Origin of the sequence: Leptothrix ochracea, assembly GCF_041083635.1 — a bacterium.
In the GTDB taxonomy this organism is placed as follows: domain Bacteria; phylum Pseudomonadota; class Gammaproteobacteria; order Burkholderiales; family Burkholderiaceae_C; genus Sphaerotilus; species Sphaerotilus ochraceus.
The window spans coordinates 1-14,403 of record NZ_JBFPHB010000025.1; the positions used below are offsets into that span (position 1 = coordinate 1).

Below are 14,403 nucleotides of genomic sequence, written 5' to 3' on the forward strand. Positions count from 1 at the left end.
TGGTGGCCACCGACGGGCACCGCTTGGCCTTGGCCCAAGCCACCTTGGCCATCGAAATGCCACGCCAAGAAGTGATCCTGCCGCGCAAGACCGTGCTGGAGCTGCAACGCTTGCTCAAGGACGACAAGTCGGATAAAAGCGCCGCCAAGGACGCCGGTGATGGTGAATTCCAAGGCGCGCCGATTGAGATGCGCTTTGCCGGCAACCAAGCCAAGTTCAACTTCGGCGGCATGGAATTCATCACCAAGCTGGTTGAAGGCAAGTTCCCGGACTTCAACCGTGTGATTCCCAAGAATCACAAAAACCACGTCACCCTTGGCCGGGTGCCGCTGCTGTCGGGCCTGCAACGCGCCGCCATCCTGACCAGCGACAAATTCAAGGGCGTGAAACTCAGCTTTGAGCCCGGCACGCTGCGCATTGCCGCGAGCAACGCCGAGCAAGAAGAGGCCAAGGAAGAGCTGGAAATCGACTACGCCGGTGACAGCATCGAGATCGGCTTCAACATCACTTACTTGATGGACGTGCTGGGCAACATCAGCCAAGACCGGGTGACGATTTCGCTGCAAGACACCAACAGCTCCGCCTTGCTGACCGTGCCTGAACAAACCGGCTTCAAATACGTGGTGATGCCGATGCGGATCTGAGTAGCAGCACACGATGCACGACGCCGAGGCGCGCCACAGCGCGCCGATCCATGACCGACCCGATGAGCGACCCGACGACATGAGCGACGACCAACAACCCTCTTCCGCAGCCGAAATTTCGGCCGCCTACGGTGAAAGCAGCATCCAGATCCTCGAAGGCCTGGAAGCGGTGCGCAAGCGCCCGGGCATGTACATCGGCGACACCTCGGACGGCACCGGCCTGCACCACTTGGTGTTTGAGGTGGTGGACAACTCGATCGACGAATCGTTGGCGGGCCATTGCGACGACATCACCGTCACGATCCACACCGACAACTCCATCTCTGTCACCGACAACGGCCGGGGCATCCCGACCGGCGTCAAGATGGACGACAAGCACGAGCCGAAACGCTCGGCCGCTGAAATCGCCCTGACCGAATTGCACGCTGGCGGCAAGTTCAACCAAAACAGCTACAAGGTGTCAGGTGGTCTGCACGGCGTGGGCGTGAGCTGCGTCAACGGCTTGTCGAAATGGCTGCGCCTGACGGTGCGTCGCGATGGCAAGGTGCACACGCTGGAATTCAAGCAGGGCATCCCGCAAAACCGCCTCATCGAAGTGCGTGACGGCGTCGAAACCAGCCCGATGCGCATCAGCGGTGACACCGACCGGCGCGGCACCGAAGTGCACTTCCTGCCCGACGAAACCATCTTCAGCAACATCGACTTTCACTACGAGATCCTGGCCAAGCGCCTGCGCGAACTCTCGTTCCTGAACAACGGCGTCAAGATCCGCTTGGTCGATGAACGCACCAACAAGGAAGACAACTTCGCCTACGCTGGCGGCGTGAAGGGCTTCGTCGAATTCATCAACACTGGCAAGAAGGTGCTGCACAGCAACATCTTCCACGCCCGGGGCGACAAGCTGAGCGACAACAACACCAACGTCGGGGTTGAAGTCTCGATGCAGTGGAACGAGAGCTACAACGAAAACGTGCTCTGCTTCACCAACAACATCCCGCAGCGTGACGGCGGCACCCACCTCACCGGCTTGCGCGCCGCGATGACGCGGGTGATCAACAAGTACATCGACGACAACGAGATCGCCAAGAAGGCCAAGGTCGATATCGCGGGTGACGACATGCGCGAAGGCTTGGCCTGCGTGGTCAGCGTCAAGGTGCCTGAGCCCAAGTTTTCCAGCCAAACCAAGGACAAGCTGGTGTCCTCGGAAGTGCGCGCGCCGGTGGAAGACATCGTTGGCCGCCTGCTGACCGACTGGCTGCTGGAAAACCCGACCGACGCCAAGATCATCTGCGGCAAGATCGTGGACGCCGCCCGCGCCCGTGACGCTGCGCGCAAAGCGCGCGAAATGACACGCCGCAAAGGTGTGCTCGACGGCATGGGGCTGCCGGGCAAGCTGGCCGACTGCCAAGAAAAAGACCCCGCGCTGTGCGAGATCTACCTCGTCGAAGGGGACTCCGCCGGGGGCTCAGCCAAGCAAGGCCGGGACCGCAAGTTCCAAGCGATCCTGCCGCTGCGCGGCAAGATCTTGAACGTGGAAAAAGCGCGCTACGAAAAGCTGCTGACCAGCAATGAAATCCTGACGCTGATCACCGCCCTCGGTACCGGCATCGGCAAGGGCATGGGCGGGGACGACTTCAACCCCGACAAGCTGCGCTACCACCGCATCATCATCATGACCGACGCCGACGTGGACGGCGCGCACATCCGCACCCTGCTGCTGACCTTCTTCTACCGTCAGATGCTCGATCTGGTCGAGCGCGGCCACATCTACATCGCCCAGCCACCGCTCTACAAGGTCAAGCACGGTAAGCACGAGCAGTACCTCAAGGACGCTGGCGAGCTCGACATCTACTTGCTCAAAGTCGCCCTGGACGGTGCCAGCGTGGAGCCTGGCGAAGGCCGCGCCGCAATCCATGGCCCAGCCCTCGAAGAGCTGGCTCGCCAGTACGTCCAAGCCACCCATGTGATCGATCGCTTGGGCAACTGGATAGACATGGAAGCACTGCGTGCGATCTCTGACGGCTTGATCCTCTCGCTTGACGACGCTGAACAAGCCCACGCCAGCGCCGCCGCGCTGAAAGCCGCCCTGCACGACGCCGAAGTCAGCGCCGAGCACGACGCGCACACCGACAAACGCATCCTGCGCATCAGCCGCCGGCACCACGGCAACGTCAAGAGCAGCGTCATCACCCAAGACTTCCTGCACGGCGCCGACTACCAAGCCCTGAGCTTGGCCGGTCTGACCTTCAACGACTTGCTCACCGCCGAAGCGGTGGTCAAGCGCGGCGAAGGCGAGCGGCAAAAATCCACCAAGGTCAGCGACTTCCGCGCCGCCATGGCTTGGCTGATGGCCCAAGCCGAAAGCAGCGTCAGCCGCCAGCGCTACAAGGGTTTGGGTGAAATGAACCCCGGCCAGCTCTGGGAAACCACCATGGACCCCACGGTGCGCCGCTTGCTGCGCGTACAGATCGAAGACGCCATCGAAGCCGACCGCGTTTTCACCATGCTCATGGGCGACGAGGTGGAGCCCCGCCGCGACTTCATCGAAACCAACGCGCTCAGGGCGGCCAATATCGACGCGTGATCCGCGCACGTTCCCTGTCACAGCGCCGTCACACCGGGCTGCGATGGTTCGGTCCTCAAACGAACCTGTGACGGAGAACGCGCCATGTCCAAAGACTTCTCGACGATGGAAGACAGCAATCCATCGGCCAACACCAGCATCCATGAGGTCTCCGACCCCACGCGGCGGGTTGTCTTGCGGGGTGGCTTGGGGGCCTTGATGGGCGCGGCAGGATGGGGTCTGGGAGGCTGCGCCAGCCTGGCAGACATGGGGAGCAGCAGCGGGGCGCTGTTGGGCTTCAAAAGCGTGCCTGTGGCCACGGTGGACGCGGTGAGCGTGCCACCAGGCTATGTGACGCAAGCCCTGGCCGCTTGGGGCGAGCCGGTGGGCCTTTCGGGCGAGATGCCGGCGTTTCGCTTCGATGCCAGCAACAGCGCTGCCGAGCAGCAAGCGCAGATGGGCATGCATCACGACGGCATCCACTACTTTCCCATCGACGGCTCCTCGACCCACGGGCTCTTGGTGATGAACCACGAGTACACCGATGACGGTCTGCTGCACACCGATGGTATGAAGACGTGGACGGCGGCCAAGGTCAAGAAGTCGCAAGCCGCGCACGGCATCTCGGTGATCGAGATCGAGTGGCTGGATCAGCGTTGGCAACATGTGCAGCCCTCACCGTGGGCGCGGCGCATCACCGCCGAATCGCCCATCACGCTCAGCGGCCCCGCCGCCGGCCATGCGCTGATGAAGACCGCCGCCGACCCGAGCGGCACGCGGGTGCGCGGCACCCTCAACAACTGCGCCAGCGGTCTCACGCCGTGGGGCACGTACCTCAGTTGCGAAGAAAACTTCAGCCATTACTTCAACTGCCCCACCCCGCCCGATGCCCACGGCAAGCGCTGGGGCCTGAAAAAGGTCGATGCCGCCCTGTACCGATGGCACGAATTTGACGAACGTTTTGACGCCAGCCGTCACCCCAACGAACCCAATCGTTTCGGCTGGGTGGTCGAAATCGACCCCTTTAACCCCAGCAGCACGCCCATCAAACGCACCGCCTTGGGCCGTGCCGCCCACGAAGGGGCCACGGTGGCCGTGACCCGGGACAACCACGCTGTGATCTACATGGGCGAGGATGCCCGCTTCGAGTACATCTACAAATTCGTCAGCCGCGACCCGATTCAACCGGGCGGCGCACGCGCCAACGCCACCTTGCTCGACCACGGCACGCTGTTCGTCGCCCGCTTCGACACGGACGGCCAAGGCGCATGGCTGCCGCTGGTTCACGGTCAAGGCCCCTTGACGCCCGCCAACGGCTTTGCCGATCAAGGCGAAGTGCTGATCAAAACCCGCCAAGCCAGCGACTTGCTGGGTGGCACCAAGATGGATCGCCCCGAATGGACGGCGGTCGATCCCAAAACCCGCAAGGTGTATTGCACGCTCACCAACAACAGCCAACGCGGTGCGGATAAGTTCCCCGGTGTGGACGCCGCCAACCCCCGGGTGAACAACACCATGGGCCACATCATCGAATGGCTCGACGACGGTGATTTCGACGGCATCCGCCTGACTTGGCAGCACTTTGTCTTGGCCGGCAACGCTGCTAGCAGCCGGCCCAACGCACGCGGCAACGTCAAGGGCAACGCTTTCGGCTGCCCGGACGGCCTGTGGATCGACGGTCGGGGCGTGTTGTGGATCGAGACCGATATGTCCACCAAGGACATGGGTCAAGGTGATTTGGCCGAGCTGGGCCACAACGCCCTGCTGGCTGCGGACCCCAGCACCGGTGAGATTCGCCGCTTTTTGGTCGGCCCTGCCGGCTGCGAAATCACCGGCGCCACCGGCACCCCCGACGGCTGCACGATGTTCATCAACATCCAACACCCCGGCGAAAGTCCCAGCGAACGCAGTGATCCTGACGCGCCCCGGAAAATCTCCAACTGGCCCGACCAGCGACCCGACGGCCGACCTCGCTCGGCCACGTTGGTCATTCGCAAGGCGGATGGCGGGATGATCGGCACCTAACACACCGTGGGTGTGACCTGGAAAACACAGCCCGCCAAACTTTGTGGCCTAAAGAACACATTCGAAAAATGACTTATCAATCAACGTGTTAGGTCAAACGTTGAAGTTTGATCCGCCTTGGACCACCTCATTTTCATGGGGGGAAGCATGCTTGATGGCTGTCACAATGCGCGCTCGCTCATGGACAAGGATAGCGATGGACTTCAAGCAGTTACCCCGACTCACGTCAGTGGCTTGGCAGGCGTTGGCGGGCGCGTTGGGCGGGCTGGTGCTCGGTGTGGCGCAGGCCACAACAACCGCTCAACCACCTCAACCGGCTCAAAACGAGCCTTGGGACTTCAAGGCGACCTCGTCTTGGTACAACAGCGCATCCACACCGGAAGCGGTGGATTTGAATCTGCGCGCCCATCGGGGCGCCCATACGCTGTGGGTGGGTGCATATCACGACCCTAACTTTGATCAGGGTCGAGCGGGGTGGGAATACACCGTGGAAGGCGATGACTGGCAGGTGGTGCCATCCCTCCAAGGCGCCACCCATGGCTACGCCAGCGGCTCGTTCAGTGCCCAACTGGGTCAAAAGGTTTACACCATCCTGGGCTGGGGTCGGAGCAATCTTCAACCCTACATGAACCTCAATTTCGACCCGAACGACGCCTACACCTTGGGCGCAGGCATGCGCGGCAAGCGATCCACACTCTCGCTGTTCATGGTCAAAGATGACCGGCTGCATACCGATCAAGTCGTGCACCACGCCGTCTGGCGCTACAGCCCCCAAGAAGGTCAGCGCTGGACGGTGGATCTCTCCAGCAAACGAGGTCGTCCCGCTGAAAACGACGCCAACGTGAGCGGCCTTGGACTGACCGTGAGTTACGACTATCACGACTACTTTGTGCGCGTGACTCAAGAGCAGAAGGTCAATTTCACACCCGATGATCAGACCCGCTTGGCGCTGGGCATGCGCTTCTGACACAGGGTCGTTTCCGGCGGGAATGTGGACATCCACAATCGACGCTTGTGAACAGAGTCGTTACGGTGGCGTCCGTACGTGTCAATCGACCACTGGATACCCTGCACCATGAAACGTCTCACCGGTCATCTCTATTTCTGGGTCCTCCTTGCCATCCTTGCGGGCGGCACCTTGGGCTATCTCGACCCCAAAACCGGGGCCAGCCTGAAGCCGCTGGGGGAGGGCTTCATCGCGCTGGTGAAGATGCTGATCAGCCCGGTGATCTTCTGCACGGTGGTGCTGGGCATTGCCGGCTCGGGTGACATGAAGAAAGTCGGCCGCGTCGGCGGCAAGGCCCTGATCTACTTCGAAGTCGTCTCGACCTTCGCCTTGATCATCGGCCTGATCGTCATGCACGTGCTGCGCCCGGGTGACGGCTTCAACATCGACCCCAAAACGCTTGACGGCAAGATGGTGGCCAATTACGCCAAAGCCGCCTCAGAGCAAAGCACGGTCGATTTCGTGCTGCACATCATCCCCAAAACCTTCACCGACGCGTTCACCGGCTCCGGTGATTTGCTTCAAGTGCTGCTGCTGGCCGTGCTGTTTGGCTACGCCATGGTGCACATGGGCAAGGTGGGTCAGCCGGTGCATACGTTCATCGAAGACGCTTCGCATATCTTCTTCGCCATGATGGCCACCGTGATGAAGCTGGCCCCGTTGGGTGCGGGGGGTGCCATGGCCTTCACCATCGGTAAGTACGGCATCGCAGCCCTCAAACCGCTGGCCGCGCTGATGGGCAGCTTCTACCTGACGTGCGTGCTGTTCGTGCTCATCGTGCTGGGCAGCATCGCCGCGTTAACGGGCTTCAACATCCTGCGCTTCATCGCCTACATCAAGGATGAACTGCTCACGGTGCTGGGCACATCGTCGTCGGAATCGGCTTTGGTGCCGTTGATGAGCAAATTGGAACGCATGGGGTGCTCCAAGTCGGTGGTCGGGTTGGTCGTGCCTTCGGGCTATTCCTTCAACCTTGACGGCACCAACATCTACTTGACCATGGCCGCGCTGTTCGTCGCCCAAGCGCTCAACATCGACCTCAGCCTCACGCAAGAGCTGACGATCTTGGGCGTGGCCATGCTGACGTCCAAGGGCGCCTCGGGCGTGACCGGGGCCGGCTTCATCACCTTGGCCGCCACGCTGGCGGTGGTGCCCGACATTCCCGTGGCGGGCTTGGCACTGATTCTGGGCATCGATCGCTTCATGTCCGAAGCACGCGCACTGACCAATTTCATCGGCAACGGCGTCGCCACCGTGGTGGTGTCCAAGTGGGAAAAAGAACTCGACCACGCCAAGATGACCGAAGCCCTGACAGGCCGCTGATGCGCCAAGGGGCCCACGTCGCCAGATCGGTGCTGATCGGTCTGATCGGTTGGCTCAGCCTGATCTCACTGCCGCTGCTGCTGTCTTGCGGCGGTGGCGGAGGTAACCCCGCCGCCGTGACACCAGCCCCCGTCACGGTCACCCATCCCAGCCCGGTGAGCTACGGCAGCGACACGGTGATCACGCAGGACTACGGCGGCTTCAAGCTGCTCTATGACTGCACCGAGCACACGGCGCTGCGCTACGAATATCCTCTGGGCTTCGACACCGGCTACTTGCCTCGCCCGGCCAATTTCACCTTCGACCCGAGCTTGCCGGCCGGTTGCGGTCAACAGACCAGCACCGCCACCTATGCCAGCGTGGTCAACGGTTGGGACCGGGGCCACTTGGTGATGTCGAACCACATGGACGACAACGCCACGTTTTTGCTGCGCGCCAACTACATGACCAATGTGGTGCCGCAGGTGGGGACGTTCAACCGGGGCATCTGGCTGGACGCCGAGAACGTGGCCGAGTGCTACCGCGATATCGCGCCGCTCACGGTCTATGGCGGGGTGGTCTACACCGATCCGAGCAACGATGTCTTCCTCGCCAGCCACGGCATCCGCACGCCGGATTGGTTCTGGAAAGCCATCGTCAGCACCGATCCGCTCACCCAACAACCGATCGCCATCGCTTGGGTCATCCCCAACCAAAGCAACCTGGGACCCTTGGACAGCTATCTGGTCAGCCTAGATGAACTCGATCAGCAGATCGGTGCCTCGATGGTGGCCATCGCGGGCGTGCCTGCGGACGTGCGCGCCAGCAAACCCGTCACCACTTGGCCTCTGCCCGCCAACTGCTCTTTCGCCCGCGCCGCAGGCTCAGCGATGTGATGAAATGGGGTGGATCCAGCCACACCCATCCCCTGAGGAGCACATACATGGTCAAGATTTTGGTTGCTGTCGATGGCTCAGCCGCTTCCCTAGCGGCGGTTGAACACACCCTGCACCTCAGCCGCGAAGGCTTGCCGGTGCAATTGGTCTTGGCGAACATCCAAGAACCCGCTTCGCTTTATGAATTGGTGGTCGCCCACGATGCCACCGTGCTTGAAGAAGTCAGCACGGCGGCGGGCTTCCATCTCCTAGCGCCCGCCGAAGCGCTGGTGCGCGCCACCGACGTGGCCTTCGAGAGCGTGGTGGTCTCGGGTGATCCGGCCCACGCGCTGGTCGATTTGATCGAACTGCACGCCTGCGACATGGTGGTCATGGGCGGACGCGGCTTGGGCAGCGTGCGCAGCGCCCTGCTCGGCTCGGTCTCACAAACCGTGCTGCATCACACCTCGGTGCCGGTCACGATCATTCGACATCTGGCCGTCGAACCGCCTGAGGCCGAGGACACCGACGACGTGGAGGCGACCCCAGAAGCCGCCGCCAACGTCAGCTGATCAAGGCAAATCAGGGCCCTCAGGGGGCGTATCTGCGGGCCGGGGGCCGATCAAAGGGCCCAAGCGGGTCTTGAGGCTCACGTCCCGCTGGGCGTTGAGTAAAGCACTGTAGTAGCTGGTGTTGGCCAACACCTTCTTGACGTAATCACGCGTCTCGTTGAAGGGGATGGTTTCAACCCACGCAGCGGCCTCCATGGTTTGACCTTCACGCCAACGCCGCGAGCGACTCGGCCCGGCGTTGTAGGCCGCCGCCGCCAAGGGCTGCGAGCCATGGAAGCTATCAAGCACCATCTTCAAATAGCCCGTGCCCAGACGCAGGTTCATATCCCGCTGGCTGATGTTGTCGGGGTGATAGGCCAAACCCATTTTTTGGGCGGTCCACTTGGCCGTGGCAGGCATCACTTGCATCAAGCCTGCGGCCCCAACATTGGAGCGCGCCACCGTGACAAAACGCGACTCTTGGCGGATCAAGCCGTACACATAGGCTGGGTCCACACCGACGTCCTTGGTGATGCGCAAAACGTCCTCCCGAAACGGCATGGGAAAGCGCTGGCTCATGTCGATCTCTTGGCGACTGCGGTCGCTGGCGTTGATGCAACGGTCCCAGATCTCCAGCGCACAAGCGCGCTGCGCTGCGGCCAGAAGCTGGCGATCATCAAAATCACGCATCGTGAAGTTCCACTCCTTCACCCCTTCAGTGCGCAGTCCCAAAGCCAGCAAGGCCAAGGCGCGGTTGATGCCCGGATGCTGCTCGGCGGCCGACCGCTCTTCGGGCAAAAGCGCGGCCGGCGCTTCCGGCAAGCTTTGGGGCTGATTCAAGTCCTCGGCCGCCAACTGCCCATAAAAACTGAAGTGGTTCTTGATCCGGTCCAACTGCTGCCGGCCCTGATACCGCTCGGCATCGCCTTCCGGTCCGGTGCGCAAAGAAGCGCGCAAAGCCCGGCCACGCCAATACATCCAAGCGGGATCACGTTGTTCTTGAGGACTCATGACCTCAATCGCTTCGCGGATACGCAGCCAGCGACCCGCATCCACGCTGCGCAACGCGGCACGCACCCGCCAAGCCAGCATCTCGTCACTCCACTCGGGATCGCGCGCATGCGGCACCTCGGTGGAGCGTTGGAACCACACATCGGCTTGCGGCATCAGGCGCAGCGCGGCTTGACGCGCCACGGCGGCCCACGTCCAAGCGGCGGTGTCGGGAGCCATGCGAGACTGCCAGCCCGCCAGCGCCTTGGCGGCTTGTTCCGGGTCTTGATTGGCCCAGCGTGCTATGGCCACCGACGCCAACTCTGAATCTGGACGCCCGGAAGCCGAGCCCAAACGGGTCAACACATGCTGCGGGCCCTCCATCAATTCGTTGCGTATGGCGGACGGCATGTCCTCCATCAAGGCCAAGGCTTGCTGCATCACGCGGGGACGATCCATGTCGAGCGCGCTGCGGGCCTTTTGCCAGACATCAGCATCACTGAACAGACGGGCGTCATAGAACGTTTTGGCCAGCAAGGCACAGCCCTCGTCGGGCTCACGCTGCGCCATCCAAGCACGCCGCGCGGCAGCACGCACATCCTCCCCCGTTTGGGAACGCGCCAAGAGGGCATAGCAAACCACCTCACGGTCATCGTTCATGCGGAAACGTGGGTAATCCGCTGCCACCCGTGCCCAATCACGCCGATGACCCAATTCAAGGAGCCAATCGTTGCGCAGCCGGTCTTCGAGATAACTGTCTGGCCAGCGGGCGTAAAACGCCTCAATGTCATCGGCCGACACTTCGGTGAGCCGATTGTTCAGCTCCCAGTACTCGGCCCAAATCAGCAGCGGGTGCTGCCGCGTGGCCAAAGCTTGACGCGCAGCGAGCAGGCGTTTGCGGTCATGGCGTGCAAAAGCGTCACGCGCTTCAAGCACCAACGCATCAGGCCCCTGCACGGCAGAAGCCGCCTGGGCCGTCACAACACGGCTGTGAGGAGCATGGTGGTGCACTTGGCGCTTGGTGGCATGCCCAACGTGATGCCGATGGGACGCCGCTGTGGCCCAAGCAGCACTGCCCAAGGCCAACAGCAAAACAACGATACGGAACATGCGAGAGAAAGCGGTTTCGAGCATGCAGCCACCGGGCGCGAAGTGCGCACAGACGCCGTGGCTGCGGCGAGCCGCCCTTTGTAGCGCATCTCGCCCTCAAAACGCGCTGAAGGCGATGAAAAGAGCCTTAAAAGTCGCCAGCAACCACCGGAAAGCCCAAAGCCGCCCAGTCGAGCATCCCGCCTCGGTAGTAATAAATCTTGGTGGCCGGGAAACCATCGCGTGTCATCGCCGCAATCGCGGTCGGACTCTGCGGGCACACCGGGCCGTTGCAGAAGGCATAGACCTTCTTGGCCGCACCGCAATCCCACGGCTTGGCACCCGCAACCGGCTTGTCGATCTTCTTGCAGCCGAGCTCGTTCATGCGACCGGCCACTTCGGTGTAGGGGATGTGATACGAGCCCGGAATGGTGCCCTTGACCCGATCTTCCGACTCACGCATATCCACCAAGATCGCATCTTTGTCGTTCATGGCGTGCAAAATTTCGATCTCAGTCACCGGCACCACCCCCGGCACCGGTACCAGTGGCTGCAACCAACCCTTGTTCTTGGCGCATGTCGTCATCACCCGGGTGATTTCCACAGGCCCCTTGTCGGTCTGAACGGTGAATTTCTTCTCTTCACCAAGAATGCGCAGCTTCTCGGGCTCCGCCGCTTGCAAAGCAGGGCTCAGCAAACCGATCCACAGGGCCGAAGCAGCGGTCACAACAAAACGCAGAGCAGTCATGGGTTGATCTCAAGAGTTGAATCCAATCATCATATAAGCAAACAACGATGTTTGTGCTTCAACGTGGAAAAGGCAGGTTGCACCCTCACCATCCCCCCGCCACAATCACCCCATGGACATCCCTTTCAAACTGCCTGAGCCACCCCGCGATAAAGCCACGCTGCGCAAGCAGTTGCAGGCGGAGCGTCAGTCCCTGCACGACCGACATCAACGCTCGGTGCATTTGCAAGAGGTGCTGCGTGTCTGGCTGGTGAGTCGCTTCGAGAACAGCATCGGCGCCTATTGGCCCATCAAAGGTGAGTTCGATGCTCTGCCCGCCTTGTTTCGCTGGACGGAAGCCGAGCCGGAGCGCCGCATCGGCCTGCCGGTGGTGGACCGCGAAACCAAGCAGTTGCGCTTTCACGTCTGGTATCCAGGATGCCCGATGGAAGAAGATGCTTTCGGCATCCTCAAACCCAAGGACACCGAGGAGTTCCATCCCGAGCTGCTCTTGGTGCCCTGCGTGGGCTACGGTCCCGGCGGCTTGCGGCTTGGCTACGGTGGCGGCTTTTACGACCGCACCTTGGCCAGTCTCAAACCCATGCCGTTCACCGCTGGCCTGGGCTTCAGCCACGGCTTCATCCCTTGGCTCCAAGGCGAACCCCACGACGTACCGCTCGACGCCATGCTCACCGAAGATGGGCTGGCGTGGTCGCGGGAAGACGCCGGATTCAACCCAACTTCAACCTAAACGCCGCATGATCTCCCACACCGCTGCGCTGCTGTTCATGGTGTAGAAGTGCAGTCCGGGCACCCCAGCGGTGCGCAGCTGATCGCACAGTGAGGTCACGACGTCCAAGCCAAAGGCACGGATCGAAGCCGTATCGTCACCGAAGCTTTGCAAGCGCAAGCGCACCCAGCGTGGGACTTCAGCCCCGCAAGCATCGGCAAAGCGGGTGATACCGCTGGCATTGGTGATCGGCATGATGCCCGGCACGATGGGGATATCCACACCCAAGGCGTGAGCTTCATCCACAAAGCGGAAGTAGGCGTCGGCATTGAAGAAAAACTGCGTGATGGCCGAATTGGCCCCGGCGCGGGCTTTGGCGGCAAAAGCTTGCAGATCGGCGTGTGGGTTCTTGGCCTGCGGATGCATCTCGGGATAAGCCGCCACTTCGATGTGGAAGTGATCACCGGTTTCAGCACGGATGAAGGCCACCAAGTCCGAGGCGTAGCGGAACTCGCCAAAGCTGCCGCCATAGCCGCTGGGCAAATCACCGCGCAACGCAACGATGCGCCGCATGCCCATCGCCTTGAACTGGTTCAAACGCTCGCGCACCGAATCGCGGGTCGCGCCGATGCAGGTGAAATGCGAAGCGCCCTGCTGACCTTCGTCGAGGATGGCTTGCACGGTCGCGAGCGTGCCGTCTTGCGTGCTGCCACCGGCGCCGTAAGTGACCGAGCAAAACTGCGGCTTAAGCGCGTACAGCTCGCCTCGCGCTGTGGCGAGCTTGGCCATGCCTTCGGGGGACTTGGGCGGGAAGAATTCCAGACTGATCGGCAGGCTGACTGCGTTGTGAGTCGAGCCGTTGCGGACGGTGGAAGGGGACGTCATGTCGAGGCTCCTTGTGCTGGCGTCATCGGACGGGCGTGCAGGAAGAATTCGCGGTTGCCATCGCCGCCAGTGATCGGGCTGTCCAGCCAGCTCAGCACTTGCAGACCCAGTTCAGCACAGGCCTTGCGCAGGCGCTTTTCAACACGGCCATAGGAGGCCTCGTCCTTCACCAGCCCACCCTTGCCAATGTCAGCCGGTTGCAGCTCGAACTGCGGCTTGACCAGCAGCAGCAGCTGGCCGTTCGGTGCCAACAGCGGCACCAAAGCAGGCAGCACCAAGGTCAACGAGATGAAGGACACGTCGCCGGCGATGAGACCAAACGCCGGGTCAACCACTGCATCGGCAAACGCTGCCTTGCGGCGGCGCTGCCGGGGCAGCGTGCCGGCCGCTTGGGCCTTGTTGCGCTCGCTGCGCTGAGTCTTGAAGACCTCAATCTCGTGGTCCTTGGCGTCGTCGCTGTCGTCATACGCGTCGTCCACCAAACCGCCGTTGCGCATCCAAGCGTAGGGCGCCACCGGTTGGGTGTCGTTGTCCTCTTGCTCTTCGACCAGCTCGCTCAGCGTCTCCTCCCAAGCATCAGCCAGCGAAGCGGGCGTGAGGGCGCGGGCGTTCAACCCTTCGAGGCAGACGACGCGATCATCGGCGCGCAGCTGCGGGTGCAGCTGATCGTGACCGACGTCCACCCCCACCACACACCGGGCACCCGAAGTGAGTAGGCAATGGGTGAAGCCGCCGGTCGATTGGCCGACATCTAGGCATTGCAGCCCCTGTGCGGTCAAACCGAGCCGCTGCATCACCCCTTCGAGCTTGAGTCCGCCACGCGAGACAAAGCGCGCCTCGGCCGCGTCGAGCAGACGCAGTTCAGCGCAAGCTGGGATGTCATCACCGTTCTTGGCCACCTTTTTCCAAGGAGCCACGGAGCCCAAGCGCCATTCGACGCCCGAGGCAATCAGGCGCTGGGCCTGTGAGCGGGTGGAAGCCCGTCCGGACTCCACCAAAAAAATGTCAGCGCGCAT

12 protein-coding genes are annotated in these 14,403 nt (G+C 62.1%); 8 read left to right on the forward strand and 4 right to left on the reverse strand.

Annotated features, from left to right (window positions below; genetic code table 11):
• From dnaN to AB3X39_RS10125, 7 genes are all read left to right on the forward strand, one after another.
• Nucleotides 1-644 (forward strand): DNA polymerase III subunit beta (dnaN, locus tag AB3X39_RS10095; protein WP_369417250.1); only part of this gene is annotated, 644 nt, incomplete at its 5' end.
• 79 nt (nucleotides 645-723) lie between these two features.
• Nucleotides 724-3,228 carry a DNA topoisomerase (ATP-hydrolyzing) subunit B gene (gene gyrB, locus AB3X39_RS10100; RefSeq protein WP_369417351.1) on the forward strand — a complete coding sequence of 835 codons (2,505 nt, stop codon included), beginning with the start codon at nucleotides 724-726 and terminating at the stop codon, nucleotides 3,226-3,228.
• An 84-nt stretch (nucleotides 3,229-3,312) separates the two neighbouring features.
• A complete protein-coding gene (locus AB3X39_RS10105) occupies nucleotides 3,313-5,232 on the forward strand; it encodes a PhoX family protein (protein WP_369417251.1) in 1,920 nt (639 codons plus the stop codon).
• Between the two features lie 196 nt (nucleotides 5,233-5,428).
• A complete protein-coding gene (locus tag AB3X39_RS10110; protein WP_369417252.1) occupies nucleotides 5,429-6,199 on the forward strand; it encodes a hypothetical protein in 771 nt (256 codons plus the stop codon).
• A 108-nt stretch (nucleotides 6,200-6,307) separates the two neighbouring features.
• Complete coding sequence (locus AB3X39_RS10115; RefSeq protein ID WP_369417253.1) at nucleotides 6,308-7,561, forward strand: dicarboxylate/amino acid:cation symporter; 1,254 nt, start codon at nucleotides 6,308-6,310, stop codon at nucleotides 7,559-7,561.
• On the forward strand, nucleotides 7,561-8,436 hold the full coding sequence (locus tag AB3X39_RS10120; RefSeq protein ID WP_369417254.1) for a DNA/RNA non-specific endonuclease: 876 nt from the start codon (nucleotides 7,561-7,563) through the stop codon (nucleotides 8,434-8,436). Before AB3X39_RS10115 ends, AB3X39_RS10120 begins: the two co-directional genes overlap by 1 nt.
• 47 nt (nucleotides 8,437-8,483) lie before the next feature.
• Nucleotides 8,484-8,987, forward strand: coding sequence for a universal stress protein (locus AB3X39_RS10125; RefSeq protein ID WP_369417255.1), 504 nt, complete (start codon nucleotides 8,484-8,486; stop codon nucleotides 8,985-8,987).
• Here the strand turns inward: AB3X39_RS10125 and AB3X39_RS10130 are convergent, their stop codons facing one another.
• Both AB3X39_RS10130 and AB3X39_RS10135 read right to left on the reverse strand, forming a co-directional pair.
• Nucleotides 8,988-11,066: a lytic transglycosylase domain-containing protein gene (locus tag AB3X39_RS10130; RefSeq protein WP_369417256.1), complete on the reverse strand. Its 2,079-nt coding sequence runs from the start codon at nucleotides 11,064-11,066 to the stop codon at nucleotides 8,988-8,990.
• A 127-nt stretch (nucleotides 11,067-11,193) separates the two neighbouring features.
• On the reverse strand, nucleotides 11,194-11,793 hold the full coding sequence (locus AB3X39_RS10135) for a rhodanese-like domain-containing protein (protein ID WP_369417257.1): 600 nt from the start codon (nucleotides 11,791-11,793) through the stop codon (nucleotides 11,194-11,196).
• A 112-nt stretch (nucleotides 11,794-11,905) separates the two neighbouring features.
• Here AB3X39_RS10135 and AB3X39_RS10140 point away from each other — a divergent pair, with 112 nt between their 5' ends.
• A complete protein-coding gene (locus AB3X39_RS10140) occupies nucleotides 11,906-12,523 on the forward strand; it encodes a 5-formyltetrahydrofolate cyclo-ligase (protein WP_369417258.1) in 618 nt (205 codons plus the stop codon).
• Here AB3X39_RS10140 and metF read toward each other — a convergent pair.
• Nucleotides 12,515-13,387: a methylenetetrahydrofolate reductase [NAD(P)H] gene (gene metF, locus AB3X39_RS10145; RefSeq protein ID WP_369417259.1), complete on the reverse strand. Its 873-nt coding sequence runs from the start codon at nucleotides 13,385-13,387 to the stop codon at nucleotides 12,515-12,517. The genes AB3X39_RS10140 and metF overlap by 9 nt on opposite strands.
• Nucleotides 13,384-14,403: a TlyA family RNA methyltransferase gene (locus tag AB3X39_RS10150; protein ID WP_369417260.1), complete on the reverse strand. Its 1,020-nt coding sequence runs from the start codon at nucleotides 14,401-14,403 to the stop codon at nucleotides 13,384-13,386. Before AB3X39_RS10150 ends, metF begins: the two co-directional genes overlap by 4 nt.

Excerpts from the sequence above, each read along its gene's own strand:
- gyrB (WP_369417351.1), top strand. The coding sequence starts at position 724 with ATGAGCGACGACCAACAACCCTCTTCCGCAGCCGAAATTTCGGCCGCC.
- AB3X39_RS10105 (WP_369417251.1), top strand. The coding sequence starts at position 3,313 with ATGTCCAAAGACTTCTCGACGATGGAAGACAGCAATCCATCGGCCAAC.
- AB3X39_RS10110 (WP_369417252.1), top strand. The coding sequence starts at position 5,429 with ATGGACTTCAAGCAGTTACCCCGACTCACGTCAGTGGCTTGGCAGGCG.
- AB3X39_RS10115 (WP_369417253.1), top strand. The coding sequence starts at position 6,308 with ATGAAACGTCTCACCGGTCATCTCTATTTCTGGGTCCTCCTTGCCATC.
- AB3X39_RS10120 (WP_369417254.1), top strand. The coding sequence starts at position 7,561 with ATGCGCCAAGGGGCCCACGTCGCCAGATCGGTGCTGATCGGTCTGATC.
- AB3X39_RS10125 (WP_369417255.1), top strand. The coding sequence starts at position 8,484 with ATGGTCAAGATTTTGGTTGCTGTCGATGGCTCAGCCGCTTCCCTAGCG.
- AB3X39_RS10130 (WP_369417256.1), bottom strand. The coding sequence starts at position 11,066 with ATGTTCCGTATCGTTGTTTTGCTGTTGGCCTTGGGCAGTGCTGCTTGG.
- AB3X39_RS10135 (WP_369417257.1), bottom strand. The coding sequence starts at position 11,793 with ATGACTGCTCTGCGTTTTGTTGTGACCGCTGCTTCGGCCCTGTGGATC.
- AB3X39_RS10140 (WP_369417258.1), top strand. The coding sequence starts at position 11,906 with ATGGACATCCCTTTCAAACTGCCTGAGCCACCCCGCGATAAAGCCACG.
- metF (WP_369417259.1), bottom strand. The coding sequence starts at position 13,387 with ATGACGTCCCCTTCCACCGTCCGCAACGGCTCGACTCACAACGCAGTC.
- AB3X39_RS10150 (WP_369417260.1), bottom strand. The coding sequence starts at position 14,403 with ATGCGCGCTGACATTTTTTTGGTGGAGTCCGGACGGGCTTCCACCCGC.